The sequence below is a fragment of the Prevotella sp. 885 genome (assembly GCF_002265625.1).
GTDB lineage: Bacteria > Bacteroidota > Bacteroidia > Bacteroidales > Bacteroidaceae > Prevotella.
Genome location: NZ_NOVE01000005.1, coordinates 94,090 through 120,894, shown reverse-complemented (window position 1 = coordinate 120,894; position 26,805 = coordinate 94,090). Strand labels below are relative to the sequence as shown.

General features: G+C 52.3%; 21 protein-coding genes. 9 read left to right on the top strand and 12 right to left on the bottom strand.

Annotation, left to right across the window (positions count from 1 at the left end):
- Positions 1-450: 450 nt before the first annotated feature.
- Genes nadD through CHL74_RS03550 form a run of 3 tightly spaced genes read right to left on the bottom strand, consistent with a single transcriptional unit; the run spans position 451 to position 2,513 of the window.
- The gene (gene nadD, locus CHL74_RS03560; RefSeq protein ID WP_094879789.1) at positions 451-1,035 is read right to left on the bottom strand and encodes a nicotinate (nicotinamide) nucleotide adenylyltransferase; all 585 of its coding nucleotides are present in this window, start codon (positions 1,033-1,035) and stop codon (positions 451-453) included.
- A 12-nt stretch (positions 1,036-1,047) separates the two neighbouring features.
- On the bottom strand, positions 1,048-1,614 hold the full coding sequence (gene gmk / locus CHL74_RS03555; RefSeq protein WP_094879788.1) for a guanylate kinase: 567 nt from the start codon (positions 1,612-1,614) through the stop codon (positions 1,048-1,050).
- A gap of 23 nt (positions 1,615-1,637) precedes the next feature.
- Complete coding sequence (locus CHL74_RS03550; protein WP_094879787.1) at positions 1,638-2,513, bottom strand: YicC/YloC family endoribonuclease; 876 nt, start codon at positions 2,511-2,513, stop codon at positions 1,638-1,640.
- A gap of 199 nt (positions 2,514-2,712) precedes the next feature.
- Between CHL74_RS03550 and tsaB the strand changes: the two genes are divergently transcribed.
- The 6 genes from tsaB to rseP all read left to right on the top strand — a co-directional run bounded on the left by tsaB (position 2,713) and on the right by rseP (position 8,546).
- Positions 2,713-3,402 (top strand): tRNA (adenosine(37)-N6)-threonylcarbamoyltransferase complex dimerization subunit type 1 TsaB, encoded by a 690-nt coding sequence (tsaB, locus tag CHL74_RS03540; RefSeq protein WP_094879785.1) that lies wholly within the window; start codon positions 2,713-2,715, stop codon positions 3,400-3,402.
- 81 nt (positions 3,403-3,483) lie between these two features.
- Positions 3,484-4,092, top strand: a complete 609-nt coding sequence (locus CHL74_RS03535; RefSeq protein WP_094879784.1) for a DUF4290 domain-containing protein — start codon at positions 3,484-3,486, stop codon at positions 4,090-4,092.
- Positions 4,093-4,101: 9 nt separating this feature from the next.
- On the top strand, positions 4,102-5,412 hold the full coding sequence (gene murA / locus CHL74_RS03530) for a UDP-N-acetylglucosamine 1-carboxyvinyltransferase (RefSeq protein ID WP_094879783.1): 1,311 nt from the start codon (positions 4,102-4,104) through the stop codon (positions 5,410-5,412).
- Positions 5,412-5,933: a ribosome maturation factor RimM gene (gene rimM, locus CHL74_RS03525; protein WP_094879782.1), complete on the top strand. Its 522-nt coding sequence runs from the start codon at positions 5,412-5,414 to the stop codon at positions 5,931-5,933. Before murA ends, rimM begins: the two co-directional genes overlap by 1 nt.
- 20 nt (positions 5,934-5,953) lie before the next feature.
- The gene (locus CHL74_RS03520) at positions 5,954-7,105 is read left to right on the top strand and encodes a 1-deoxy-D-xylulose-5-phosphate reductoisomerase (protein WP_094879781.1); all 1,152 of its coding nucleotides are present in this window, start codon (positions 5,954-5,956) and stop codon (positions 7,103-7,105) included.
- A 46-nt stretch (positions 7,106-7,151) separates the two neighbouring features.
- Positions 7,152-8,546 (top strand): RIP metalloprotease RseP, encoded by a 1,395-nt coding sequence (gene rseP, locus CHL74_RS03515; RefSeq protein WP_094879780.1) that lies wholly within the window; start codon positions 7,152-7,154, stop codon positions 8,544-8,546.
- Positions 8,547-8,601: 55 nt separating this feature from the next.
- On the opposite strand, the gene priA is transcribed toward rseP, so the two are convergent.
- The 9 genes from priA to CHL74_RS03470 form a co-directional block, all read right to left on the bottom strand.
- Positions 8,602-10,875 carry a replication restart helicase PriA gene (gene priA, locus CHL74_RS03510; protein WP_094879779.1) on the bottom strand — a complete coding sequence of 758 codons (2,274 nt, stop codon included), beginning with the start codon at positions 10,873-10,875 and terminating at the stop codon, positions 8,602-8,604.
- A 25-nt stretch (positions 10,876-10,900) separates the two neighbouring features.
- On the bottom strand, positions 10,901-11,785 hold the full coding sequence (locus CHL74_RS03505; RefSeq protein WP_176452159.1) for a decaprenyl-phosphate phosphoribosyltransferase: 885 nt from the start codon (positions 11,783-11,785) through the stop codon (positions 10,901-10,903).
- A gap of 23 nt (positions 11,786-11,808) precedes the next feature.
- The gene (locus tag CHL74_RS03500; RefSeq protein ID WP_094879778.1) at positions 11,809-12,822 is read right to left on the bottom strand and encodes an acyltransferase family protein; all 1,014 of its coding nucleotides are present in this window, start codon (positions 12,820-12,822) and stop codon (positions 11,809-11,811) included.
- Positions 12,823-12,853: 31 nt separating this feature from the next.
- The gene (locus CHL74_RS03495) at positions 12,854-13,909 is read right to left on the bottom strand and encodes an acyltransferase family protein (protein ID WP_094879777.1); all 1,056 of its coding nucleotides are present in this window, start codon (positions 13,907-13,909) and stop codon (positions 12,854-12,856) included.
- A 66-nt stretch (positions 13,910-13,975) separates the two neighbouring features.
- Positions 13,976-15,805, bottom strand: coding sequence for a phosphoethanolamine transferase (locus tag CHL74_RS03490; RefSeq protein WP_094879776.1), 1,830 nt, complete (start codon positions 15,803-15,805; stop codon positions 13,976-13,978).
- Positions 15,806-16,395: 590 nt separating this feature from the next.
- Positions 16,396-17,145 carry a LytR/AlgR family response regulator transcription factor gene (locus CHL74_RS03485; RefSeq protein ID WP_094879775.1) on the bottom strand — a complete coding sequence of 250 codons (750 nt, stop codon included), beginning with the start codon at positions 17,143-17,145 and terminating at the stop codon, positions 16,396-16,398.
- 24 nt (positions 17,146-17,169) lie between these two features.
- Entirely contained in the window at positions 17,170-18,420 is a 1,251-nt protein-coding gene (locus CHL74_RS03480; protein ID WP_094879773.1) for a sensor histidine kinase, read from the bottom strand.
- Between the two features lie 102 nt (positions 18,421-18,522).
- A complete protein-coding gene (locus CHL74_RS03475) occupies positions 18,523-19,374 on the bottom strand; it encodes a DUF3316 domain-containing protein (protein WP_094879771.1) in 852 nt (283 codons plus the stop codon).
- A 27-nt stretch (positions 19,375-19,401) separates the two neighbouring features.
- Positions 19,402-22,248: a DNA gyrase/topoisomerase IV subunit A gene (locus CHL74_RS03470; RefSeq protein WP_094879769.1), complete on the bottom strand. Its 2,847-nt coding sequence runs from the start codon at positions 22,246-22,248 to the stop codon at positions 19,402-19,404.
- A 261-nt stretch (positions 22,249-22,509) separates the two neighbouring features.
- Here CHL74_RS03470 and CHL74_RS03465 point away from each other — a divergent pair, with 261 nt between their 5' ends.
- The 3 genes from CHL74_RS03465 (at position 22,510) to CHL74_RS03455 (ending at position 25,504) form a co-directional block, all read left to right on the top strand.
- A complete protein-coding gene (locus tag CHL74_RS03465; protein ID WP_094879767.1) occupies positions 22,510-24,051 on the top strand; it encodes a glycine--tRNA ligase in 1,542 nt (513 codons plus the stop codon).
- A 52-nt stretch (positions 24,052-24,103) separates the two neighbouring features.
- Complete coding sequence (locus CHL74_RS03460) at positions 24,104-24,769, top strand: FKBP-type peptidyl-prolyl cis-trans isomerase (RefSeq protein ID WP_094879765.1); 666 nt, start codon at positions 24,104-24,106, stop codon at positions 24,767-24,769.
- 432 nt (positions 24,770-25,201) lie between these two features.
- Positions 25,202-25,504, top strand: coding sequence for a hypothetical protein (locus CHL74_RS03455; protein WP_094879763.1), 303 nt, complete (start codon positions 25,202-25,204; stop codon positions 25,502-25,504).
- The last annotated feature ends 1,301 nt before the right edge of the window (positions 25,505-26,805 follow it).

Here is a 26,805-nt window from a genome sequence, read left to right as displayed (position 1 = left end):
GATTCTTTCTCTTTCTTGAGTTTTTCCACCTGCTTTTTAAGCTTTTCTATTTCTCTATCTTGGGCTGACTTTTTCATAACCTTCATATGCTTTATTTATGTAAAGTTACTAAAAATCAACGAGTTATGCAACTTTTCAAAGAACTATTTCGCAATATAAAGTGTTAAATGTCAGCAACTTAACGAGCTGAATTCTTGCACTTTTTATGTCAGATTTATATCTAAATTTTGAACACTCTACTCATAGGGTTGCTATAGAGCCTCTTTTACACTCCAATACAGCCACTGTTGTCATGCAATACAGCCTCTTTTGCACTCTCATAGGGTTACTATTGGAGTACAAAAGAGGCTGTATTGATAAATCAGGGTGTCACAAACGCAACAAAACAGCAGAAAAACGGCTCGCAAAATCTCTAAAACCGATTTTTATTTTGTAACAGGTTTTTACTCTTTAGACGATATTTGCATAGCATTCCTCCGCCATCCTTACTATCTCCTTCGGCACAAGCGAGGAGATGTCGCCACCTGCTTTTATGGTGTTGCGGACGAGCGTGCTGCTGATGTCATAGAGTCCGGTGTTGAAGAGGCGGACGGTCGGGGGAAGTGTGGTGACGTCGATGTCGCTACCCGTGCGCGGATAGATGGCGATGGGGTAGTGGGCGATGATGTCTTCGTAATGATACCAACGGCTGAACACCTCCCAGTTGTCGGCTCCTATGAGGAGCGTGAACTCGCGGTCGGGGTGGGCGGCGGAGAGCGCCTGCAGCGTGTTCCACATATATGAAGGACGCGGCAGGGCGAACTCGAAGTCGCTGGCTTTCAGCTTGGGGTAGGGGGCGAGCGCCTTGCGGGTCATCTCCAGACGGAGGCGGTCGTCCAGGAGGTCGCCACGCTCCTTCAGCGGATTCTGCGGCGACACCACCAGCCACACCTCGTCAAGCCCCGCAAGTTCAGTCATCTTGCGGGCTATGGCGATGTGTCCGTTGTGTATGGGATTGAAAGAACCGCCGTAGATGCCGGTCTTTATCTTGTCCATGCGTGTGAGTTTTTATTTCTCGATAAACTCCTTGATGGCGGCGTAAGTGTCCTCCACGGCGCGGTCGAGGTCGTCGTTGATGATAACGCGGTCGAAGTAGGGAGCCTGCGACAGTTCGAACTCAGCGCGTGCGATGCGCTGTTCTATTACCTCCGGAGCGTCCGTGGCGCGTCCAACGAGACGGCGGCGCAGCTCGTCAATAGATGGCGGCTGAACGAAGATGCTGAGCGCACGGTCGCCGTAAAACTCCTTGATGTTGCGTCCGCCCTTTACGTCCACGTCGAATACGACGTTCTCGCCGCGGGCTGCCTGCACCTCCACCTGCTCCTTCAGCGTGCCATAGAAGCGGTCCTGATAAACCTCCTCATACTCAAGGAAGTCGCCCTTCTCGATGCGCTGGCGGAACTCCTCGGGAGAGAGGAAGAAATACTCCACGCCGTTCTGCTCCGTGCCACGGGGCGCACGCGACGTGCATGAAATTGAGAATGCGAGATGCAGTTCGGGACGCTGCATCAGACGGCCTATGATTGTGCTCTTGCCGCTGCCGCTTGGAGCGGAGAAAATGATAAGTTTACCCATATTTGAATTAGAAATTACGAATTTTACAGCGCGTTCAGCACCTGTTCCTTTATCTGCTCCAGTTCGTCCTTCATCTTCACCACGATGTTCTGCATCTCGGCGTTGTTGCTCTTCGATCCGGTTGTGTTTATCTCACGTCCCATCTCCTGCGCGATGAATCCGAGCTTCTTGCCCTGTCCGTGTCCTTCCGCCATTGTCTCGCGGAAGTAGCGGAGATGGTTGGCGAGGCGCTGCTTCTCCTCGCTGATGTCCAGCTTCTCGATGTAATAGATAAGCTCCTGCTCCAGGCGGTTCTTGTCGTACTCCACGTCGGGGATGGATTTGAGTCCTTCCACGATGCGTGCGCGGATTTTCTCCACTCTCGACTTCTCGTACGGCTCGATGCTCTCCAGCAGGTGCTGTATGTTGTCCACCTTCTCGCCGAACTTCTTCTCAAGGGCAGCGCCTTCCTGCGTACGGAAGTCTACGAGATGCGTGATGGCGTCGTCCACAGCGCCGCGCACCACGTCCCATTCCTCGTCCGTAAGCGTCTCAGCCTCAGTCTTTGAGGTTACGTCCGGCATGCGGAGAAGCGTCTGAAACCAGTCCTGCGGTTCGGGTATGCCGTACTGTTCGGAGATGGCGCGAAGCTGTGTGTAGTAGTTGTTGACGAGTGCGGCGTTCACGGTCGTAGCGTCTGCGTCCGCATCCTTTTCCACCCAGATGGCGAAGTCCACCTTTCCGCGGATTACGCGTGCCTGGATGGTCTGGCGTATCTCCATTTCCTTCTCGCGGTAGAGCGGTGCGATGCGTGTTGACAGGTCGAGAGCCTTGCTGTTAAGCGACTTTATCTCGACGTTGATTTTCTTTCCTTTGTAGGTTGCGACAGATTTGCCGTAGCCCGTCATTGATAGTATCATATTGTCTTAATGTAAGTGTTTATGCTTGATGTTAAAGTATATGGTTTGGCGTTTTACCAAAGTGCAAATGTACTTATTATTTTCCGAAAATCCCCCTATGAGGATGAAAATACGCCCGAACATGAATTTAAACGGCACAAATGGGTTGACTTTGAGCGAAAAGTTGTATTTTTGTAATTGTAAAATTATAATTTTTAGCATGTCGTGTATTTTAAATATTGAGACGAGCACAGATGTGTGCTCGGTATCCGTCAGTCAGGACGGTGCTTGCATTTTTTCACAGGAAAGTCATGAGGGTCCTAACCATGCCGTAAAGCTTGGCGTTTTTGTTGACGAGGCAATGTCCTTTGCCGACTCGCACGCCATTCCGCTTGACGCTGTGGCAGTAAGCTGTGGACCGGGTTCGTACACCGGCCTGCGCATCGGCGTGTCGATGGCTAAGGGCATCTGCTTCGGTCAGGACCTCAAGCTCATCTCCGTGCCCACGCTGGAGCTGATGGCTGTGCCCGTGCTGTTGCGCGAGGAGGTGGAGGAGGGCGCCCTGCTCTGCCCGATGATTGACGCCCGCCGCATGGAGGTCTATTCCGCCATTTACGACCGCTCTCTGCGTGAAGTAAGGCAGGTGCAGGCAGACGTAGTGGACGCCGACACTTACCGCGAATACCTCGACCGCGGACCCGTCTACTTCTTCGGCAACGGAGCGGAGAAGTGCATGGAGACCATCAATCATCCCAACGCCCGCCTCATCAAGGGCGTGGAGCCGCTTGCAAAGTGGATGTTCCCCATCGCGGAGCGTCGCATTGCGCAGGAGAAGTATGAGGATGTGGCTTACTTCGTGCCGTTCTATCTGAAGGACTTCGTGGCAAAGGAATCGAAGAAGCTGCTCTAAGCATACTTCTTTAATACCATTAACTTCTGAACTTTCGAAAGTTCAATTATTATTTCGCAATAAAAAAACAACCCATATAGAATGAAAATAAAAGGACTGGACTATAACACCCAGCGTGAGCAACTCGTCCTGCCGGAGTATGGACGTGAGGTGCAATCGATGGTTGACTACTGTATGGACCTCAAGGACCGACAGGAGCGCCAGCGCTGCGCAGAGTCCATCGTGGCCATCATGGAGCGCATGAAGCCGCGTGTGGGCGATGCCAAGGAGTATCGCCACAAGCTATGGGACCACCTGGCGCTGATGAGCGGATTCCGTCTGGACATCGACTATCCCTTCGACATCAGCCAGGCTCACCACATGATGGAGAAGCCCAAGCCCATGGCATATCCCATGAAGCGCATCCCCGTAAGACATTACGGCAACATGATGTTCGAGATATTCGACAAACTCAAGACTCTTCCCGAAGGAGCGGAGCGCAACGAGCTTATCCGCCTTGCCGCCAACCAGATGAAGCGTGACCTCATGCAGTGGGGACACGGTTCGAGCGACAACGAGAAGGTGGCGTCGGACATTGCCAACTATACCCACGGCACCGTGGAACTCGACCTCTCCACGTTCAAGTTTGACCGTACGGAGATGCCGCAGCCGCGCAACAACGAGAAGAAACAACGCAGAAGAAAAAACTAACATCAGCCTATGGAATCGTTTATCATTGAAGGAGGACATCCGCTCTCGGGAACCATTACGCCGCAGGGAGCGAAGAACGAGGCGCTGGAGGTGATTTCGGCTACGCTGCTTACGAGCGAGCCGGTTACCATCTCTAACGTGCCGGACATCCTCGACGTCAACAACCTCATACAACTCCTCAAGGACATCGGCGTAAAGGTTACGTCGGAGAGAAAGGGCGTGTTCACCTTCCAGGCGGACCAGATTGACCTCGGATTCCTCTCCAGCGACGAATACATCAGAAAGTGCTCAGCTCTCAGAGGCAGCGTGCTCCTTATGGGTCCGCTGCTCGGACGCTTCGGCAAGGCTTCGGTGGCAGAGCCGGGCGGCGACAAGATTGGTCGCCGCAGACTGGACACCCACTTCCTCGGATTCAAGAATCTCGGGGCGAAGTTCATCAGCGACGACGAGCGCAAGGTGTTCACCATCGAGGCAAAGCATCTGAAGGGCACGTATATGCTCCTCGATGAGGCTTCGGTTACTGGAACCGCCAACATCATCATGGCGTCTGTCTTCGCCGAGGGCACCACCACAATATATAATGCTGCCTGCGAACCTTACATCCAGCAGTTGTGCCACTTGCTCAACTCTATGGGTGCGAACATCTCCGGCATCGCCTCCAACCTTATCACCATCGTCGGCGTAAAGAGTCTGCACGGTGCCGAGCACCGCATCCTGCCCGACATGATAGAGGTGGGATCGTTCATCGGTATGGCGGCAATGGTGGGAGAAGGCATCCGCATCAAGGACTGCGCCGTAAGAGAACTCGGTGTCATCCCCGATGCTTTCCGTCGGCTTGGTGTCAAGATTAAGCAGGAGGGCGACGACCTCGTCATCCCGAAGCAGCCGCACTACGTGGTTGACTCGTTCATCGACGGCACCATCATGACCCTTGCCGACGCGCCGTGGCCCGGACTGACGCCTGACCTGCTGTCTGTCCTCATCGTAGTGGCAACACAGGCGAGAGGATCCGTACTCGTGCATCAGAAAATGTTCGAGAGCCGCCTCTTCTTCGTGGACAAGCTCATCGACATGGGAGCGCAGATCATCCTCTGCGACCCGCATCGCTGCGTTATCGTCGGACACGACAACAAGAAGCAGCTCAGAGGCGGACGCATGACCAGCCCCGACATCAGAGCGGGCATAGCGCTGCTCATTGCCGCTCTCGGCGCCAAGGGCACCAGCCGCATTGACAACATCGCACAGATTGACCGTGGTTATGAGGACATTGAGGCACGTCTCAATGCTCTCGGAGCACATATAAGAAGGGAGAGAGACTGATGATACGTAAAGAAACAGTCTATCGCATCGGACGCATCGGCAAGCCGCACGGTGTGGACGGCGAGGTGTCGTTCCACTTCGACGACGACGTCTTCGACCGTACAGACGCCGAATACCTCATCCTTGACGTTGACGGCATACTCGTGCCGTTCTTCATGGACGAATACAGATTCAAGAACGACGAGACGGCTCTCGTCAAGTTCTGCGACTTCACCACGCAGGAACAGGCACGTCAGCTAACAGGAGCTGAGGTCTATTTCCCCCGTGAGCATGCCGAAGCGGACGACGGTCAGCTCTCATGGGCGCAGATTGTGGGCTTCAGCGTGCGCGACGCGGAAACAGGAAAGGTGGTCGGCGAGATACATTCCGTGGACGACTCCACCATCAACACGCTCTTCGAGCTGGTCACACCCGAAGGCGACGACCTGCTCATCCCCGCTACGGACGAGCTGATAAGCGACATCAACACCGAGGAACGCATCATTGAGATGAATCTGCCGGAAGGATTGCTTTCCCTTTAAAGACAATAAAAAGAGTATTTATGAAGAAACAGATATGTATCCTTGGCTCCACCGGTAGTATCGGCACACAGGCCCTGGATGTTATAGAACAGCATAGCGACCTTTATGAGGTGTATTGCCTCACGGCAAACAATCGCTACGAGATGCTTGCCCAGCAGGCACGCAAGTTCAGACCTGCCGCTGTCGTTATAGCCAATAAGGACTATTACGAGAACCTCAAGGCGCTGCTCGCTGACATGCCCGACATAAAGGTGTATGCAGGAGCGCAGGCTTTGGACGAGATAGTTGAGGCCGGACCCGTGGACATGGTGCTCACGGCGATGGTGGGATATGCCGGTCTTTCGCCGACCATCCATGCCATCCGTGCCCGCAAGACCATCTGCCTTGCCAACAAGGAGACGCTCGTCGTGGCTGGCGAACTGATATGCCGCCTTGCCACACAGTATAACGTAAACATCCTTCCCGTTGACAGCGAACACTCTGCCATCTTCCAGAGCTTGGTGGGTGAGGGCAACAACGAGATAGAGAAAATCCTGCTCACGGCTTCGGGAGGTCCCTTCCGCAAGTTCACGCTGGAGCAGATGGCTGACGTGAAGGCTGCCGACGCCCTCAAGCATCCCACGTGGGACATGGGAGCCAAGATAACCATCGACTCGGCTTCGATGATGAACAAGGGCTTTGAGGTGATAGAGGCGAAGTGGCTCTTCGGCGTGGAGGCTGACAAGATACAGGTGCTTGTCCATCCGCAGTCAATCGTACACAGCGCCGTGCAGTTTGCTGACGGTGGCGTGAAGGCTCAGCTCGGCGTTCCAGACATGCGCCTCCCCATCCAGTATGCCTTCTCTTATCCTGACCGCCTTTCGCTTAACGCTCCGCGACTGGACCTTTTCAAGCAGCCCCTCGAGTTCTTCGAGCCTGACATGAAGAAGTTCAGATGCCTTGCTATGGCTTATGAGGCGATACGTCAGGGTGGCAATATGCCGTGCGTGGTGAACGCCGCCAACGAGATTGTCAACGAGGCGTTCCGTCATGACCGCTGCGGTTTCCTCCAGATGGCAGACATCATCGAGGCTACCATGCAGAAGGCCACATTCATAACAAAGCCCACATACGACGATTATGTGGCTACGGACGCAGAGGCGCGCCGCATAGCAGCAGAGATGCTGGGATAAGTAAGAATAAAAAACAATTAAAACAAATAAACACTAAAGAATTTTCATGGAAATTTTTCTGTTAAAGGTCCTGCAGTTTATGATGGCCATCTCGCTGTTGGTGCTACTGCATGAGGGCGGACACTTCTTCTTCTCCAAGCTCTTCGGCGTAAGAGTGGAGAAGTTCTATCTGTTCTTCGACCCCTGGTTCCACCTCTTCGAGTTTAAGCCGAAGAACAGCGAAACACGCTACGGCATTGGCTGGCTGCCCCTCGGCGGTTACTGCAAGATATCGGGCATGATAGACGAATCGTTCGACAAGGAACAGATGGCTAAGCCCGCAGAGTCGTGGGAGTTTCGGTCGAAGCCGGCTTGGCAGCGTCTCTTTATTATGATAGGTGGCGTGCTGGTCAACTTCTTTCTCGCTCTCTTCATTTACGCCATGTGTCTTTTCACTTGGGGCGACGATTATGTGAAGACCAAGGACATGAAGCTCGGCATGAAGTTCAGCCAGGAGGCTAAGGCTCTCGGATTCCGCGACGGCGACATCCTCGTAGGAACAGACCAGGGCGAATTCAAGAGTTTCGGTGCTGATATGTTCCGCGATTTGGCTACTGCACGTCAGGCTTACGTTCTGCGTGGCGGCAAGCAGATGACTGTGGACATGCCCGGCGATCTCGATCTGCTGCAGATGTTCAAGTCGGTGCCGCCTTTCGTGGCTCCCCTTGTTGAGGCTCGCGTTGACAGCGTAGTTCCCGGCATGCTTGCTGAGCACATGGGAATGAGAAAGGGCGACCGCATCGTAGCCGTCAACGGCAAGGCAATCGGTTCGTTCAACGACTTCAACTTCGAGGTAGGACGCGTGAGCGACATGCTTGCAGGTGCCAAGACACACGCTGACAGCGTTAAGGCACTCAGTGTAAGCCTCATTCTTGAGCGTAATGCCGGCGGCAAGCTCTGCACCATAAAGACCAAGGGCATACTCAAGACTTCAGACAATGAGAAGGAGAACCTCAAGTTCGGTTTCACTCCGACAATGCCCGACAATAAGGTTACGCATGTAAGCTACGGCTTCTTCGAGAGCTTCCCGGCAGGTATCAAGTACGGATGTAACGTCCTCTCTGGATATGTAGGCGACATGAAGTATCTCTTCAGCGCTGATGGCGCCAAGTCGCTCGGAGGTTTCGGAGCCATCGGCAGCATGTTCCCCGACACATGGAACTGGCACCGCTTCTGGCTTCTCACCGCATTCCTCAGCATCATCCTCGCCTTCATGAACATCCTCCCCATCCCGGCTCTCGACGGCGGACACGTATTGTTCCTCCTCTACGAGATGATAACACGCCGCAAGCCTTCGGAGAACTTCATGATTTGGGCTGAATACATCGGCATCGGCTTGCTAATGCTCTTAATGCTGGTGGCAAATCTGAACGACGTGCTGCGCTGGTTGCACATTATATAATATAATAAAAACGGCTGTATACGATTCGCTTTAGGATCATATACAGCCGTTTTTCTTATAACGGGTCAACATCGAAGTATACGTTCATGGCGGCGTAGTGCTTGTCGCTTAGCAGTCCTTCACGTGCCTCCCTCATCAGTTGTCTTGCGAGATTGAGGTCGATGCCGTTCTCCAGTTTCAGTACTATCTTTCTTATGTTCTCCGTCTTCACTCTTGCCACGGAAGGCTTGTCCGGTCCGAGCACGCGGTCGGCAAACGACTGCCTTAGGCGCGATGCCATCTCGATGGCAGCCGACTCAACGGTGTGTTCGTCGCGATGGCGGAGGAACACATACACCAACCGCCAGTAGGGAGGATAATGAAACATGCGTCTTTCCTCAAGCAGATCGTGTGCGAATCCCGCGAAATCATTGTCAACCACCTGACGTATGACGGGCAGGTCGGCACTCTTTGTCTGCAGAATCACCAGTCCGCGGTCGCCCCTTCGTCCTGCTCTTCCGCTCACTTGCGAGAGCATCATGAAGGCATGCTCGTATGCACGGAAGTCGGGATAGTTGAGCATTGTGTCGGCATTGAGGATGCCCACGACAGCCACATTGCCGAAGTCAAGTCCCTTCGATATCATCTGCGTACCGATAAGAATGTCGGTCCTACCGGACGAGAAGTCGCCGATGATGCGGCTATATGCCCCGGTGGAACGCGTAGTGTCAAGGTCCATTCGGGCTATTCTTGCTCCGGGGAAGAGTTCTCTTACGCGGTCTTCTATCTTCTCCGTGCCATATCCGCGCCCCGTGAGCTCGGTGCTCTCGCAGTTGGGACATTGCTTTGGCACGGCGTAAGTGAAACCGCAGTAGTGGCAGGTCAGCAGGTTCTGCGAGCGATGGTAAGTCAATGACACGTCACAGTTCTTGCATTTCGGCACCCAACCGCATACACGACATTCCACCATAGGTGCAAATCCACGCCGGTTCTGGAACAGAATCACCTGCTTCTTGGCTTTCAGAGCAGCCCGTATAGCATTGAGCAGTTCCATGGAGAACGGTCCCTTCATCATCTTTCGTCTGTAAAGGTCCTTCACGTCCACCACTCGTATCTCCGGTAGAGCCACGTCGCGGAATCGTGTGGTAAGCTTCACGTAGCCGTACTTGCCCGTTGAGGCGTTATAGAAGCTCTCCATTGAGGGCGTGGCGGTGCCTAAAAGCACGTGTGCCCCTTCGTACATTCGGGCAAGCATAATAGCTGCCGAGCGTGCATGATAGCGTGGAGCCGGGTCTTGCTGCTTGAAGGAAGTCTCGTGTTCCTCGTCCACTATCACCATGCCGAGGCGCGTAAAAGGCAGGAAGACGGCGCTGCGTGCGCCCAGAATGATGTCGTAAGGATTGTCAGACAACTGCTTCTTCCATATCTCCACACGTTCTGCGTCGCTGTAACGCGAGTGATAGATGCCCAATCGCGATCCGAACACACGCTTCAGTCTTTCCGTCATCTGCACCGTCAGAGCTATCTCGGGCAGCAGATAGAGCACTTGCTTGCCCTCGTCCAGCATTCTCTGGATGAGATGGATGTATATCTCCGTCTTTCCGCTTGACGTCACGCCGTGGAAGAGCACCACGTTATGACGCATAAACTCCGTCCTTATCTGATTCATTGCGTCCTGCTGCGCCTCGCTGAGCGGAAGGATGTTCTCGGGATGAGCCTCGCCCGTGGTGTTCAGTCGTCCCACCTCACGCTGATAGACAGTCAGGAAGCGACGGTTGATAAGCTGTCGGAGCACGGCGTCCGAGGCGTGTGCTGCGTTAAGCAGTTCGTCGCACGCAATCTCTTCGATGTGTTGTGGCGGCGTCTCGCCGTCCGTTTCGTCCCAATGCGAGAGATGCAGGTAAGTGGCGAAGGTCTGCTGCTGCTTCAAGGCTCGTGCGAGAATAGACATGGCGAGCTGCATGGAAGGCTCCGTGCGAAGGTTCTCAGCCAACGTCACGCACCGCACGGTTCGCGGCTTATAGTTCTCTTCCGCCTTCAGTCCGGCTGGCAACGCCGCCTTAAAGACATCCCCCAACGGTGCCATATAGTACGTGGCTATCCATTGCCACAGCTTCAGCTGTTTCTCCAGCAACACCGGTTCGGCGTCAATCACCTGAAGGATGTCGCGCGTCTGGAAGTCGGGCTTCTGCGAGTGTGTCCTTACCGCCATAGCCGTGTAAGTCTTCGACTTTCCCAGCGGAACGAGCACACGTACCCCCATCTTCACCTTTTCCGCCATTATGTCAGGCACGGAGTAAGTGAAGACACCTTCGAGTGGTAATGGTAAGATAACCTCAACGTATAGCATGTTAAGAAAAACTTCTGCTCTGATCTTATATGACGTAAATCATAAGCAGGAAGGTCAGTATCCATGCTATGACAATCACTTGTGAGAAATGGTCTTTCAGAATCACCTTCGTAGGGTCGCCGCTCTTCTTGTCCACCACGGCTATCTGGATGTAGCGCAGCAGTCCGAGCAGAACGAAGACAAACGTCAGATATAGGTAAGGCGTCTGGAATCGCTCCACCACTTCCGGCGAAACGCAGTACATGATGTAGCAGACGAGCGTTACGGAGGCTGTTATGGTGATGGCTTGATTGATGAACGTAAGATTGTAGCGCACGGTGTTCTTACGCGGAGCCTCTCCCGTCTCGTTCATCCTCAGTACGTCATCCCTTCTTTTGGCGAACGACATGAAGAGCGTGAGGAGGAAGGTCATGATGACAATCCAGCTTGACAGCGCCAACTCGCAAGCGAAGCCTCCGGCAAGGATGCGCAGCACGAAGCCGAACGCCACGATGCACACGTCGAGGATGGCAAACTGCTTGAGCTTGGAGCAGTAAGAGAGATTGAGGATATAATAGAAGACGATGACCGCCATGACCGGACTCATCACTTCAGGCGGCAGCGCCATAAGCACAGCCATTGAAAGGAGGAAGCAAACCGTCATCAGTATGTAGCCCATACGGATGGAGAGGGCACCCGATGCTATTGGGCGCAGGCACTTAACGGGATGGCAACGGTCGGCATCCACGTCCACAATGTCGTTGTAGCAATAGATGGACGATGCCGTGAGGCTGAACGCCACGAATGTGATGGTGGCGAGCCATATTGAGTGAAGGTCGAAGAGTTCGCCTCCGAAGAACATCGGAATGAAGACAAAGAAGTTCTTTATCCATTGTTTCGGACGCGTCAGTCTTAGTATGTTCTTTATCATAGTTATGGAGTTTTAGGGGGTTCCTATTGGTTTTTCCTTTTCATTATCATTGCGGGCAACTTGGTCACTATCCACTGGAGCACCCATGCTATGGGCAGCGTTATCGCCACCGTTGCAAGGAACGTAGGCCAGTAGCCGAGGTGGTGTGGCTCGATGTAGACGAGGACGAAGTGGATGTGGATGAGATATGCCTCCAGACTCAATGCTCCGACGAAGCGGAACGAGCGGTTCACCCATTGCGGCGTGCGGCGGAAGATGCGGTTCATGAGCAGAACGGAGCAGATGGTGAAGGGGATGTAGAGCATTCTCTCCACGAAGAGCGGGAACATGCCGTGCCTTTCCTGCTCAAGATAGAGGCTTGTGCCGAAGGTCATGGCGAAGGCGAGGAGGAGCATCCACACCGCGCTGCCCTCGATGCGCCGTTCGGTTCGTACCATTTCGCCGCAGTTGATGCCGATGAAGAATATCGGGACGCGGCTCCAGAATATCTCGAGATGTCCCACGGCATGATGGATGGGCAGCACCCATTGCACCATTATGCACCATACTATCATCAGCACCGGTGTCCATCTGTATTCGCTGTGGCGCGATATCAGCTTCATGTAGAGCGGTGCAAGCAGATAGAGAAGCATAATGGCTGGCACATACCAGAACGTCAGTTCGTCGTGCAGCCAGAAGTCCCAGTTGATGGTTATGTCGCCGATAAGGTCGACAAGCGACCGTGAGAACTTCCTCGGACCGAGATAGTCAGGCAGATAGAACGCCGTGGCGCACACCAGCCATGTGGGCAAGATGCGCAGCAGGCGTCGTCTATAGAAATGCAGGATGTCCTGATTCTTGCTCCATGCAAACCATAGTCCTACGCCACTAAGGAACAGGAATATGTCTACACCCACGTTGCCGCAACGTCGCAACCCGTAGAACGGGTCGCCACGGTCGAGCGCCACGTGGAAGAGGATGACGAAGAGCATGGCAGCTCCCATCTGTTCGGCTCTGTAGCGCGAAATGTTCTTCAGTTCGATATCGGGTATAAGCATTCTTTCTGAATTTTGAATTAATTCCTAACTCCTATTTTTTTTCTGCGCGCAGCTTCGAGAAGTTATGATAGAACCATGCGAGGGCGATGGACGCAATGATGTAGAGGAGCAGTCCGGTGTAGATGTCGCCGTGGCGCGATATGGGGATGAATATCTTGCGTGTGACGGGATGGAGCACGAAGAGGGCTGCCGATATGTTGCCCACCCATGCTATCCATTTGTTTATCCTTGCCGGCGTAAGCTTAGCTATGCCTACGGAAGCCGTGCAGACGAAGAGCGGAGCCCACAGCCATGTCTGGAAGTTGAAGCTGAAGAAGAACACGAGAGCTATGGATATGACGGTCTGCGTGGTCAGGAATCCGCGACTCATCTGCTTGCCGCGTCGTGCGAAGAGCAGTCCGGCGCAGAACGGCAGCACGCCACCCATGAAGTTGTAGCGGATGCGGTTGAGCGTGTCGCCCTCGGGATCGCAGAACGCCTGCAATGCCCAGCACGCCACGATGAGCAGCAGCGGGAAGATGTCGCCGCGGCGCCACAGCAGCAGACGATAGACGATGTAGAGCTGCATCATCAGTCCGAAGAACCAGTAGGGTCCGGGCCAGATGATGTGGTCAGGGTCGGGCATCACGTTGTTGAACATAAACATCTGGCTGATGATGTCCATCACTTGGTATTTGTGAGGTCCGGGCGTTATGGCGTCCACCATCGTGAAGATCACGTAGCCCACTATCATCATCTTGAAGAGCTTCGTGAAGTGATGGGAGAGGAACGGTATGACGGCGGTCTGCTTCGGCGACGGCTTCTGCGAACCGCGGTTCTCGTACTTCATAACCAGTCCGTAAGCCGAGAGGAAGAGGAACACCGGCACGCCGTAATGTCCGAAGAAGGACACGAGGTGTACGGGCAGATAGATGTCCGGCGAAGCTATCACCTGCATGAGCTGCGAGCTCTTTGACATGGTGAAGGTGTATTCGTTCTCCTTTACAGCCATTCCCAGCCAGTGGCAATAGTTGTGGAGGAAGATGCCGATGATGGCAAGTCCTCTGAGAGCGGCGCATTCCGTGCGCGAGAGTAATGGTTTGTCCATGTTGATATTGTTGTCTGTTATGTTGTCTTTTCTTGTTTCTTGTCTTTGTTGTCCTTATTATGCCTCTTACTTCAGCTTGTCGTAGTCGGCAGAGTTTTTCAGGATGCGCGGTCTGGTCTCGTCATACGCCGGCGAGAGCAGGTTGAGGCGGTCCTTATATTCCGGGCAGCTGATGCCGGCAAGATAGAGCAGCATGTGCGGAAGGGCGTCCGTCATATATCTCTTGTTGCGGGATGCCATCACCTCGCGGAATATCTCGGGGCGCTGTCTGATGTATTTGCGTGAGCACCATATCCACATCGGGATGTCAAACTCGGCGTGAGCCAGACGTGCGTCCACCTTTGCCGAGTGCATACGGCAGAAGAAGTGCATGTCGCCCTCGTAGCATTCCTCGCCATGGTCGGGCACGTAGATGACGATGGCGTCCTTGTTCTCGAACTTCTTCACTATCTCCGTCACGATGGAGTCGTTATAGAGCACGGCGTTGTCGTAGTCAGCCAGAATCTGACGCTCTCTCGCGTTGAGTCCCGGCTTCAGTTCCTTATAGTCGTCTCCCTTGAATTTCTTTCGGTCCTTCGGCGAGCGTTGGCGGTAAGCCACGTGCTGTCCGAGGAGATGGAAGATGATGAGGTTGTTCTCTGTGTTCTGCGACTGCAGCTTGTCATAGTCTTCCAGCAGACCCTCGTCGTACTGGTGGAGTTCGGTGTTGCGTGTGTCGAACTGAGCCGCGCTGAGCTTCGGATTGTTGAGGAAGAAGCCGCCGCTGAAGTCGTACACCGCCTCCTTCGCCTTTGGCAGGAACTGATTGGTGATGAACGTGACGTGATAGCCGGCCTTTCTGAACAGTTCGGGGAAGAGCGGATAGTCACACCATTCTCCCTTGTCGCCTACGGTGTAGAGCGAGAAGATATGCTTGAATACGAAGCTGGTGAGGTTCCACGGGCTTACCACGTCCGTGTACTTGACGAGTCGTCCCTTGTGTTCCAGCTTGGTCTGCCTCGGTGCGGTAGGCATCACGTAGCCGTACTGCGACGAGTGGTGGCGGTTGTAGCTCTCGCCGATGATGAGCACGATGTTTGGCGATGTGAACGAGCATGAGTCCACTCTCACCTTGTCGGCTGTAGCAATGAGCTTGTCCACCTGCTTGGCGGTCAGCGTATTGGCGTAAATGCTGAACACGAGTCGGTAGATGGGCTGATAGAGCACGGCATGGTCTTTCTCCGTCAGCGTGTGCTCCACGTCGCCGATGGTCTTTCCTGTCATCAGCTTCAAGGTGGCAGCCTTGTTGTGCGCACTAATAACGATGGAGAAGACGAGCAACGCCAGAACAGCAAACTCCGTTACGTGGCGGACACGATGGAGAAAGAAGCGCGACTGCACGAGGATTGACCGTACCAGCCTACACCAGTTGCGCGGCACGAAGTGGGGGAAGCGCAGCTTTATGGCTGTAAGAATGTGCACAGCCATGAGCAGCAACACCCATCCCACGCCGCTCATAAGAATGTCAGGTGACACGCATGAGCGTATGAACTCGCCCGCCTCCCTTGAGTCGGTCTCGCCTACGAGCAGCAGCATGGTGGGCGTTAGCGTCGACTGGAACTTTACGAAGCAGTAGACATCCACGACGGCTGCTGTATAGAGCACAAAATAAAAGAATCCTCTTATCCAAGGCTTCACTCTTCTTGGCAGTATCGTCAGTATCGTGGCAAGTACGTATACGTCAAGGAAGAGTTCCGGATATAGGTTGTCGTACAGTTTCGCACCGCGTGCGTCAGGTAGCGTCACCCATGCACATATACATCCAAGCAGGTATATGAACGTGAAGAACGCCCAGTTGCTGCGCAGCGGAGTCATCACAAGTTGCAGCAGATGGCTTACTGTCTTGAGGTATTTCATATTTCTTTCAGTTTATTATAGTGTGTTATATCCTGTCTTCTTCATTCTTACGGCAAATTTACACATCTTTTTTTACTTATTTTATATATGCAATAACAAAATACGCTCAATCGTTCCTTAATAGCTTATTTTTTTGTGTATAAAGGTATTTGCCGAATACAATATTTGCATTTCTGATGCTCAATACTATGAGCTCAGCGCACAACAAAATCTTTGGTGCGAAATTCTTGAGTTTTGAGCGTGCAGCGATAATGCGTTGATGTGTAGCTGGTTATACGGTTGTGGAAAGAAATGTGCAATGAATAGCGGAGCCAAACAAGCATCATTGGTTGCAATAGCGCCACTTTTACACTCTAATAGTGCCACTTTTATCATGCAATAGAGCCACTTTTACACTCTAATAGTGGCACTATCGTAGTGTAAAAGTGGCTCTATCGTATGGTGTGGGTGCTGTTTGTGCAGCAAAATACCGAAAAAACAGCAAACCGGAACTCTATAATCAATTTTTATTTTGTAACAGGTTTTTACTCTTTGTACAATATTTGCATAGCGGACGGGAAGGCGTCCGAATTAGGAATTAGGAGTTTTTTTTATCTTCCCAAGTATTTGTCTGCGAGGTAGCTTGTGAGTGATTCCTTATATATGTCGCCGATGGGCAGATAGGTGTCGGCGTCCATCACTATTCGGTTCTTTGTCACCTCCTTCACCTTCTTCATGTTGACGATGTATGATCGGTGGATGCGTACGAAAGAGGAGGGCAGGCGTTCCTCCATCTTCTTCATGCTTAGGAGCATGATGATGGGGCGCTCGTTCTCGAGGTGCACCTTTAGGTATTCGGACATTCCCTCCACGTAGCGTATGTCCGCAATGTTGACACGCACTACGCGGTGTTCGGTCTTGAGGAAGATGGTGTCGTCGTCATGCAAGGGCTTCTCTTCTGTGGGCGCATCGGCTGGCGGAAGTGACAGGTCAGCCGCCATCTCCATGTCGTAACGTCGCTTTACGCGCTGTGCCGCCTTGCGGAAGTCGTCCAATGAGAACGGCTTGAGCAGGTAGTCGGCGGCGTCCACCTTATATCCGTCGATGGCATACTCTGAGTAGGCGGTGGTGAACACCACGATGGGCGGTGCTGCGAGCGATCGCACGAAGTCCATGCCGTTAAGGTCAGGCATGTTGATGTCGATGAATATGGCGTCAATCTGCTCGCGTGCTATGATGTCGCGTGCTTCAAGGGCGCTCTGGCATTCGCCGACGAGAGTGAGGTATGGTATCTTTCCGACGTAAGCTGCCAGCTGTTGCAGGGCGAGCGGTTCGTCGTCGATAACGAGAGTTCTGATCATATATATGATGTGTTTGGTGTTTGTTTAGCTGTTGTTCTTGCTTAGCGGAATTTCGAGCTGCACGTCGTATTCCTTGTCGTTCTCCTTTATATCGAGGTTGTACTGATTGGGGAACAGCAGGTCAAGTCGGCGGCGTGCATTGGCAAGTCCCACGCCTCCCTTCTTTTTCTTCTCGTCCGGCTTCTGTTCCTGTCGGCTGTTTCGGCATCTGAACTTCAGCTTCTTCTGGTCCACCTCCACCTTGATGTCTATAAACGACGGTGCGGCATAGCTGACGCCGTGCTTGAAAGCGTTCTCCACGAAGATGATGAGCAGCAGCGGTGGCAGCATCACGTCCGGCATCATCTCGGGTATGTCAAGATTGATGCTCACGCGGCTGGAATAGCGTAGGCGCATCAGCTCGATGTAGTTCTTCAGAAACAGCGCCTCGCGCTGTACGGGGATGAGCTTCTTGTCGCCCTCATAGAGGATGTAACGCATCATCTTCGATAGCTCCACGATGGTGGTCTTGGCTCGTTCAGGATTGATGTCGACGAGTGCGTGGATGTTGTTCAGGGTGTTCATGAAGAAATGGGGATTGACCTGATAACGCAGATATTCGAGTTGTCGCTCAAGGTCTTGCTTCTCCAGTCGCTCCCGCTGTTCGCGGTCTTCCTGCGTCTTGAAGTAAAGTTTTACGCCGAGGTTCATGCCCATGAGCATCAGTCCTCCGAAGAACGCCACAGCCTCTCCCGGTCCGAGCATCGGTATGGGATTGATGGGGCGCAGTTCTTCGGGATTATATCTTGGTCTGGGGAAAGGTTTCCCGCCGTGTATAGGCTTGCGGCACATGTCCTCCTTAGGGTCGTGCTCCATTTTCTGGCACAGTCCGGGAGCATGGCACGAGTCAGACTCGCCGCATATATAATAGTTGCAGTCGCTCATCTCCATCCTCTTATCCATATCGTAGCATCTCGGTCCGGCGGGGCGGATAAGGTAAGAGGCGAATGTGCATGAGATTAGCAGCGCCGAAGCCAATATCAGGTATTGCCACGTGCGGCGCTTAAGGATAAGGATGGGCAGCAGCAGGAAGTTATGGATGATCATCAGCACAAGCCAGACGGTATTAAACTCCCATGCGTTAATGATCTCATGCCATGAAAAAGCGATGTTGGGATTTGACGACATACGCATATACAGACTCGCCAGTGGCGATAGGTATAGCAAAAGCCAGATGGATGTATAGATAATGTGTTCCTTGCGGTAGTTCATGTGTGTGGTCATTGTATATTCCATTTACAAAGTTAGAGATGTATTACATAATAATGAAATATAATCAGTGAACGCCGAGAAATACTCAGCGTTCCGCCTGAAATACCGTACGTTTGACGACTTTGTTTATCTGATAGGCTTCCAGTTGAACTTCTTTACGAAGCCTATCACGAGCGAGTGCGTGTAAGTGTGTTGCTTGAGGTTGTTGACGTGTGCCTGCTCTATGGTTCCGAGATATCCGATGCGCCACGTGGTGCGTGCCAGACGGAAGTCAACGGTGAGCATCTGTCGGAATGACGGCGTGGAACCGATGGTGGTGGGCACGACGTTATGGTCATAATTGCCTTGCGTGAATATCTCGTAGTAAGTCTGTCCGTAGTTGGGCGAGAACATCAGTCCTGCAAGCGGAACCGACGCCTCATAGCGGATAACGGCTGGATAGTGGGCGCAGTCGCCGGGGCTTATTGACACTCCGCGGAAATGTCCGGGTGCGCCAAGAGGCAGGTCGAACGCCACAATCGGTCCTATGTCGAGCGAGAAGCGTGCGTTGGCTGGATTGTTGCCGTTGCGGGTGTTATATACGAAGCCGAGATTGGTGTTGACGGCGCCACCCGCCATCACTCTCAGCGTGCGTCGTCCTATGCCTAAGCGCCACTTGTGGAGCATGGCATAGCGGAACGTGTATGAGCCAGCCATCTCGCCACCGTTGCCCGAACGGTTGTCCGCGAAGGCTATGTTGCCCTCGTGGTGTATGGTTCGTGCCCACGATGAGGCGTTCTCACGCATGGTGTGTGAGACGAGCGTAAGGTTGATGCCGTTGTATTTCTCCGGCGAGAGATATGTGTCGAGGATGTTGGTATGGCCTACGCCGAGAAGCAGCGAGGTGGTCTTGCGCTTCTCCGGCGACTCGGCTTTGGCTGGTGGCGTGGCTGTCAGCAGAATGACAGCCACCGCCAGTATGGTCCTGATTATGTTCATAGCACTACATTATATATATTTATAGTCCTACATGTCTTCTTCGTCGGAGAAGAGGCGGAGCTGTCCGGTCATCTCGTCAATCACCTGCTGCTGGCTCTTGCCTGCATCGGGGTCGAGATTCTCCTGCGGTGTGTCGTCATGACGCTCCTCTTTGTCGTCTTCCGGTTCTGGCTCGGGCTGTCGTGTCGGTTCCAGCTCCTTCACGTCCGTTACGTCCAGCGTGGTGACACGCTTGCCCTTCGCCTTATATCCCTTCACGCCGATAAACTCCTCCGCGTCAACGATGATGGGCTGTCGCGGCTGTTCGGTTCCGTCGGGAGCCTTGGCAGGAGCCAAGCTCACTTCTATGCGCGGGAACGGCGTGTCGGTAAGCAATACTAGACGGTTGTTATCGTTCTCGCCGAGATAACTCTGCGGACGCTTTATCGCCTCCATGCGGAAACGCTTGATGTAGAGATTGTTGTCATTGTCGGCGTCATAGAGCACGGCAGTCCATACCTTGTTCGGATTCCACTTCTCGATGATGCGTATGTTGTCCTCGTAGTGGTTGTTAACGTCGAACGAAGACGTGTAGTAGGTGGCGTCGTCCAGTACCACGAGTATTGCGTCGTCGTCATAGAACTCGCCCAAGAGTCGTCCGTGCTCGTCATAGTTCAGTCGGTTGACATCGGCATCGTACCACACCTTGCGGCCTCCCAATGTGGAATGGCCGTGACTCTTCAGTCCGATGCGATGCACGGGGTTGCGTGTCACGAGGTTGCCCTTCGACGTGCGTCCCTTGATGCCTATCTCGGAGAAGTCTTTCTCGATGAATATCTTCTTCAGGCGCGGGTTGGCTTCGAGCGTCACCTTGATGATTTCAGCCTCTCCGTTGGGGTTGGCAGTGAAGTAGAGTATGCGCGAACCCGGTGTGCCCTGCGTGCAGTCATAGTCCTTGCCCACGGTCATTGTGGGCACGAAGAAGCGCTTGATGAAGCATGCGCCGCCCTTTCCGTCGCGATAAACCACGTTGTAGATGGTTCGCTTGTCATTGCGCTTGAACACCTGCACGTGCAGGATGTTCTTGCCCACGAATATCTTGTCAGCCGCCTTCACCATCTTATACTTGCCGTCCTTGAAGAACACGATGATGTCGTCGATGTCAGAACAGTTGCATACGAACTCGTCCTTCTTCAGTCCGGTTCCGATGAAACCTTCCTGACGGTTTATATACAGCTTCTGGTTGGCTTCCACCACCTTTGCCGCCTCGATGGTGTCGAAGCTCTTTATCTCGGTGCGGCGCGGATGGTCTTTGCCATACTTGTCGCGTATGTATTCAAACCAGCGTATCGTAACGTCGGTCATGTGCTGGAGGTCGTTCTCAATGTCGGCGAGTTCAGCCTTGATACGCGCCATGAGTTCGTCCGCCTTGTCCTTGTTATACTTGAGGATGCGCTGCATCTTTATCTCGAGCAGGCGCAGGATGTCGTCGCGTGTGATGTCGCGATGGAAGGCGTATTCCACCATCACCTGCTCCGTATTGCCGTCGGCGTCGGTGCGCTTTGACGGCACTTTGAATGTCTGGTTCTTGAACGGTTCGAGCTTCTGAGCGATGAAGCTGACCACCTCGTCCTGCGATTTCGCCTGCTCGAACTTCTTCTCCTTATATATTCGTTCCTCTATGAAGATGCGCTCCAATGACGAGAAGAAAAGCTGTTCCTCCAGTTCCGACTTGCGAATCTCAAGCTCGCGGCGCAGCAGTCCCATCGTCGAGTCGGTGGAATGGCGCAGCACGTCGCTGACAGTGAGGAAGCAAGGCTTGTTGTCCTCAATCACACAGCAGTTGGGCGATATGTTTATCTCGCAGTCAGAGAATGCGTAGAGAGCGTCAATGGTCTTGTCTGAGGATACGCCAGGAGCGAGATGCACCTGGATTTCCACCTCTGCAGCCGTATTGTCGTCCACCTTTTTTGCCTTTATCTTTCCCTTGTCGATGGCTTTCAGTATGGAGTCGATGAGCGTGGTGGTGGTCTTTGAGAACGGAATCTCGCGTATGACGATGGTCTTCGAGTCGAGCTTCTCTATCTTAGCCCTCACCTTCACCATGCCTCCGCGCTGACCGTCGTTGTAGCGTGCCACGTCAATGGATCCGCCTGTGGGGAAGTCTGGGAAGAGTTGGAAGTCCTCGCCGCGCAGGTAATGTATGGCTGCGTCGCAGATTTCCACGAGGTTATGCGGCAGAATCTTCGAGCTGAGGCCCACGGCAATGCCCTCCGCGCCTTGTGCAAGAAGGAGCGGAAACTTTGCAGGAAGCGTGATAGGCTCCTTGTTTCGTCCGTCGTAAGAGAGTTGCCAGAGAGTGGTTTTGGGATTGAACACCACGTCGAGCGCAAACTTGGAGAGTCGTGCCTCGATGTAACGCGGTGCGGCGGCGCGGTCGCCGGTAAGTATGTTACCCCAGTTACCCTGACAGTCCACCAGCAGATCCTTCTGTCCCATCTGCACGAGAGCGTCACCGATGGAAGCGTCGCCGTGCGGATGGAACTGCATGGTGTGTCCCACGATGTTAGCCACCTTGTTGAAGCGACCGTCGTCCATGCGCTTCATAGAGTGGAGAATGCGTCGTTGCACAGGTTTCAGACCGTCCTCGATGTGGGGGACGGCACGCTCAAGAATTACGTAGGAGGCGTAGTCGAGAAACCAGTTCTGATACATTCCGCTGAGATGATGTACGGCGGATGCGTCGAAACGGTTCACCGGCTTATAGTCGGAGTGCTGCGTAGGAGCTGACTCGCCGTCGGCTTCTTTGCCTTCAGCGTCGTCAGGAACGTTGCCTTCAAGTGTCTGCTCGTCCTTCTCACTCATTTCTTCATTGTCTCTTATCTCGTCGTCCATATCTTTATGTATATCGTGTGGTTTAGGGATTTTTATTAAAATAGCCGAACAGGTCGGCTAACTCGCAAAAGTAATAAAAAAAAGTGGAAAGACAAAACCGAACGCCAACTCTCAACTGTTAAACCCTTTGTTTTATAACATTTAACTACATTATAGATAGAAAATAAGGCAAAAAAGCGTAACTTTGCAATCTATAAGCTATTCTTAAGGATAGCAACAGGCAAATAACGGAAACTCAGAATAACAAAAATATATAAAGAAATGGCACAAGAAGACGTTTTCAAGAAAATCGTTAGTCACTGCAAAGAGTACGGTTTCGTATTCCCGAGCAGCGAGATTTATGATGGTCTGGGCGCAGTTTACGACTATGGTCAGAACGGCGTTGAACTTAAGAACAACATCAAGCAGTACTGGTGGCAGAGCATGGTGCTCCTTCACGAGAACATCGTGGGCATCGATTCAGCCATCTTCATGCATCCTACTATATGGAAGGCCAGCGGACACGTCGACGCTTTCAACGACCCCCTCATTGACAACCGCGACTCAAAGAAACGCTATCGTGCCGACGTTCTCATCGAGGACCAGATAGCTAAGTACGAGGAGAAGATTGACAAGGAAGTGGCTAAGGCACGCAAGCGCTTCGGCGACGCATTCGACGAGGCTCAGTTCCGTTCAACCAATCCCCGTGTGCTGGAGCACCAGCAGAAGCGCGACGCACTCCACGAGCGTTACACCAAGGCTATGCAGGGTCCTGACCTCGCAGAGCTGAAGAAGATTATCGAGGACGAGGAAATCGTAGACCCCATCAGCGGCACAAAGAACTGGACCGACGTTCGTCAGTTCAATCTTATGTTTTCTACAGAGATGGGCTCAACCTCTGAGGGTGCAATGAAGGTGTATCTCCGTCCGGAGACAGCACAGGGCATCTTCGTCAACTATCTCAACGTGCAGAAGACCGGCCGTATGAAGATTCCTTTCGGTATCGCTCAGATCGGTAAGGCTTTCCGTAACGAGATCGTTGCTCGCCAGTTTATCTTCCGTATGCGCGAGTTCGAGCAGATGGAGATGCAGTTCTTCGTACAGCCGGGCACCGAGCTCGAATACTTCCAGAGATGGAAGGAGCTGCGTATGAAGTGGCACCAGGCTCTCGGCTTCGGCGCTGAGAACTATCGCTTCCACGACCATGAGAAGCTCGCTCACTACGCCAACGCCGCTACGGACATCGAGTTCAAGATGCCGTTCGGATTCAAGGAGGTGGAGGGCGTACACAGCCGCACCAACTTCGACCTCTCTCAGCACGAGAAGTTCTCAGGCCGCTCAATCAAGTACTTCGATCCGCAGACAAAGGAATCGTACACTCCGTACGTCATCGAGACATCTATCGGCGTAGACCGTATGTTCCTCAGCGTAATGTGTCACTCATATCGTGAGGAGAAGCTCGAGAACGGCGAGACACGCGTTGTCCTGCTCCTTCCGCCGGCACTCGCTCCTACAAAGCTCGCCGTGCTGCCCCTCGTAAAGAAGGACGGACTGCCAGAGAAGGCTCGCGAGATTGTAAACAACCTGAAGTTCCACTTCAACACTCACTACGACGAGAAGGACACCATCGGCAAGCGCTATCGTCGTCAGGACGCTATCGGCACTCCTTACTGCGTGACCGTCGATTATGACACGCTGAAGGACAACACCGTTACTCTCCGTTTCCGCGACACAATGGAGCAGGAGCGCGTAAGCATCGACCAGCTCCAGGCCATCATCGAGGACAAGGTGAGCATCACCAGCCTCCTGAAGAAGCTCCAGTAAGACGTAGGGCGTGAAGCCCCACCACTTATATACACGTACTTAACATTTGATAATGAAGAAGATATATGCATACCTAACGCTCGCCATTACCACAGCTCTCGCAACAGGGCTGTCGTCATGCAGCGAGACAAAGGAAGAGGATAACGAGTTCGACAACTGGCAGAGCCGCAACGAAACTTACTTCGATGCTAAATACAATTCCGCCAAGCAACTCGCTGACGCAGGCAACACCGACTGGAAGGTGCTGCGCTCATACTCGCTCAACAGCGAGGTGGCAAAGCATACGTACGACCATGTCGTGGTGGAGGTGAAGAATGAAGGCAAAGGATCAGGCTGCCCGTTCTTTACTGACTCCGTGAAGGTGCACTACAGCGGACGCCTTATCCCCACAACCAGCTACCCGAAGGGCCTGTTGTTCGACCAGTCATGGACCGGCGACTATAATCTCTCCACCATGAATCCCTCGACGTTTGCCGTCAGCGGCGTAGTGAACGGTTTCGCCACCGCCCTGCAGAGCATGCACATCGGTGACCGATGGACGGTGACCATTCCGCAGCAGTTAGGCTATGCTTCATCGTCAAAGAGCAGCATCCCTGCCTATTCGACGCTCATCTTCGACATTACGCTCGTGGGTTACTGCCGCGCAGCATCGCCGGCGCAGGCTCCTGCAGCCAATGGCGCCAAGGCCGTGAGCAAGGCAGAGTGGATATACGAGTAAGCAGCATAGCGCGTATATACATTATATAATATATAAGCGCCCTGCAAGGGTAAAAGCATTTTATCAGAACGCTTTTGCCCTTGCAGGGCGCTTTCGTTTTTGCTCTAATGTTAAGTATACGCAACAGATTCGATGATTTTATCAAAAGTGTTGAGTATACGCAACACTTTCATAAAAAGCAAATTGCATAATACTGTCAAGCAAGTGTGGAATCTTTCCCCACTTGCTCCACACTTTTCCCCACTTTCACGCTTCTTTATTTTTGCGATATTTTTCTTACATTGTTGATATTCAATGATTTAAGTTTTTGTGCGTTGTTTTGGCACGCCCGTTGCATTATATTAATCGAACGACGCAACGAACTGAATGGTTCAGGCAGGGTTCATTAAACAGTAAACAATAAAAATATTAACAATTTAAAAATTTACGCATATGAAGAAGTTATTTTTTGCAGCTATCGCAGCTATCGTAATGGTATCAGTAAGCAACGTATTCGCTAACAACTCTATGTCAGGTCTCAACAACGCTCTCCCGCAGGACACAACAACTGTGGACACCGTGGCACCTGCAGAACAGCCCGCTGAGCAGCCCGCAGAACAGCCGGCAGACGCTCCCGTAGAGGCTGAGGATTCAGCAGTAAGCGCAACCAGCGCTGACGACACAGCCATGATGATGTTCTCTGACTCAACAGAGGTGGACACCACAAAAGCTGAGGTTACTCCTGACGTAGCATAATAGGAGGAACCAGGTCATATCCATAATATAATAATACCCCATGCCGCTTCAGCCTGCATCTTCTTGTGAAAGCAAGGGATGCAGGTGTTTTTACGATATGCAAATATCGTACAAGCGGTAAATACTTGTTACAAAAAGAAAATTGATTCTGGAGATTTCTGAAGGCGTTTTCACGGTGTTTTGCAGCGCCAACGACACATCTGCCTGTCCTTATAGGCTCTTTAGCACTCTCATAGTGGCTCTCTCGTAAGCCTACAGAGCCTCTTTTGCTCCTTAGTTGAGGCTCTATGGCAATGCTAAAGAGCCTCTTTAGCAACGTCAATAAGGCTGTTTGGCTCTTCCAAAGATTGCACACTCGGTCTGCTAACCGCTTAACTCGTTGTGCGTAAGCATACTGCCGTTGCACGCTCAAAACTCACGAATTTCGCATCAAGTGTTTCGTTGTCCGCTCAGCTCGTAGTATTGAGCGTTAGAGAGGCAAATATAAGATATTGGAGGACATAAACAATGGTTTTGCTATGTATTCACAAAATTTGCGCTCTTCTTACACTATATTTGTGTGTGTACGTACACATATTCTTTGATATAGGTCAAATTAACAGCGAAAAGACGATAAAACAGGCGGAAAAGCTTGTTTGTGTGCCCAAACAGTAGTACCTTTGCATCGTCAAAACAAGGATACCGTGAGGCATCCGAAGACAAAGGACTATAAGAGAACTTTGAGAGAAAAGGTAAAAAAGAAGGTAAAAAGGTAATCAGGTAATTTAATAGTAAGGTATAGAGATTGAGGATGACAACACAGAAGGTATTGAGATTGTATAGTGAAAGGATGACAAAAAGGTAAAAAGAGAAAGGTATTAGCCAGAAGGTAGAAAGGATTATCAAGGATAACACAGACGATTAGCAAGAGATTAGTAACGATAGGTAATTAGTGAATACAGGTAAGAAGAGAAGGTATGAAGATTGAGACAAGGTAACAATGAATGTATTAGTCAGTAAGGTAAAGGAAAAAAGATTAGGGTAACTCAAGCGTCTCAATGGTATTTAGTCGATGCTTCAAGTCGACAATTAGGTGATTAGACCTTAGGCAAAAGGTCAGGTAAATGGTTTATTAGTCAAAAAAGAGGTAAAAAGGTTATGTTGATGACAATGATGATGACCCTATTCGCAGCCAGCGCTGCAATAGGAATGTGGGGAGATGGCGACGGCAAATAGCCTGAGCTACCCACAAGGAGAGGATGGAGCGTGCGTCGAACGCGATGAAGTTCTCGACATTAATACTGAAAAAAGTAAAAACAAAT

What these genes read in the sequence shown, in the direction of transcription:
- nadD (WP_094879789.1), bottom strand. Translation starts at nt 1,035, where the DNA reads ATGGACAAGATAAAGACCGGCATCTACGGCGGTTCTTTCAATCCCATA.
- gmk (WP_094879788.1), bottom strand. Translation starts at nt 1,614, where the DNA reads ATGGGTAAACTTATCATTTTCTCCGCTCCAAGCGGCAGCGGCAAGAGC.
- CHL74_RS03550 (WP_094879787.1), bottom strand. Translation starts at nt 2,513, where the DNA reads ATGATACTATCAATGACGGGCTACGGCAAATCTGTCGCAACCTACAAA.
- tsaB (WP_094879785.1), top strand. Translation starts at nt 2,713, where the DNA reads ATGTCGTGTATTTTAAATATTGAGACGAGCACAGATGTGTGCTCGGTA.
- CHL74_RS03535 (WP_094879784.1), top strand. Translation starts at nt 3,484, where the DNA reads ATGAAAATAAAAGGACTGGACTATAACACCCAGCGTGAGCAACTCGTC.
- murA (WP_094879783.1), top strand. Translation starts at nt 4,102, where the DNA reads ATGGAATCGTTTATCATTGAAGGAGGACATCCGCTCTCGGGAACCATT.
- rimM (WP_094879782.1), top strand. Translation starts at nt 5,412, where the DNA reads ATGATACGTAAAGAAACAGTCTATCGCATCGGACGCATCGGCAAGCCG.
- CHL74_RS03520 (WP_094879781.1), top strand. Translation starts at nt 5,954, where the DNA reads ATGAAGAAACAGATATGTATCCTTGGCTCCACCGGTAGTATCGGCACA.
- rseP (WP_094879780.1), top strand. Translation starts at nt 7,152, where the DNA reads ATGGAAATTTTTCTGTTAAAGGTCCTGCAGTTTATGATGGCCATCTCG.
- priA (WP_094879779.1), bottom strand. Translation starts at nt 10,875, where the DNA reads ATGCTATACGTTGAGGTTATCTTACCATTACCACTCGAAGGTGTCTTC.
- CHL74_RS03505 (WP_176452159.1), bottom strand. Translation starts at nt 11,785, where the DNA reads ATGATAAAGAACATACTAAGACTGACGCGTCCGAAACAATGGATAAAG.
- CHL74_RS03500 (WP_094879778.1), bottom strand. Translation starts at nt 12,822, where the DNA reads ATGCTTATACCCGATATCGAACTGAAGAACATTTCGCGCTACAGAGCC.
- CHL74_RS03495 (WP_094879777.1), bottom strand. Translation starts at nt 13,909, where the DNA reads ATGGACAAACCATTACTCTCGCGCACGGAATGCGCCGCTCTCAGAGGA.
- CHL74_RS03490 (WP_094879776.1), bottom strand. Translation starts at nt 15,805, where the DNA reads ATGAAATACCTCAAGACAGTAAGCCATCTGCTGCAACTTGTGATGACT.
- CHL74_RS03485 (WP_094879775.1), bottom strand. Translation starts at nt 17,145, where the DNA reads ATGATCAGAACTCTCGTTATCGACGACGAACCGCTCGCCCTGCAACAG.
- CHL74_RS03480 (WP_094879773.1), bottom strand. Translation starts at nt 18,420, where the DNA reads ATGGAATATACAATGACCACACACATGAACTACCGCAAGGAACACATT.
- CHL74_RS03475 (WP_094879771.1), bottom strand. Translation starts at nt 19,374, where the DNA reads ATGAACATAATCAGGACCATACTGGCGGTGGCTGTCATTCTGCTGACA.
- CHL74_RS03470 (WP_094879769.1), bottom strand. Translation starts at nt 22,248, where the DNA reads ATGGACGACGAGATAAGAGACAATGAAGAAATGAGTGAGAAGGACGAG.
- CHL74_RS03465 (WP_094879767.1), top strand. Translation starts at nt 22,510, where the DNA reads ATGGCACAAGAAGACGTTTTCAAGAAAATCGTTAGTCACTGCAAAGAG.
- CHL74_RS03460 (WP_094879765.1), top strand. Translation starts at nt 24,104, where the DNA reads ATGAAGAAGATATATGCATACCTAACGCTCGCCATTACCACAGCTCTC.
- CHL74_RS03455 (WP_094879763.1), top strand. Translation starts at nt 25,202, where the DNA reads ATGAAGAAGTTATTTTTTGCAGCTATCGCAGCTATCGTAATGGTATCA.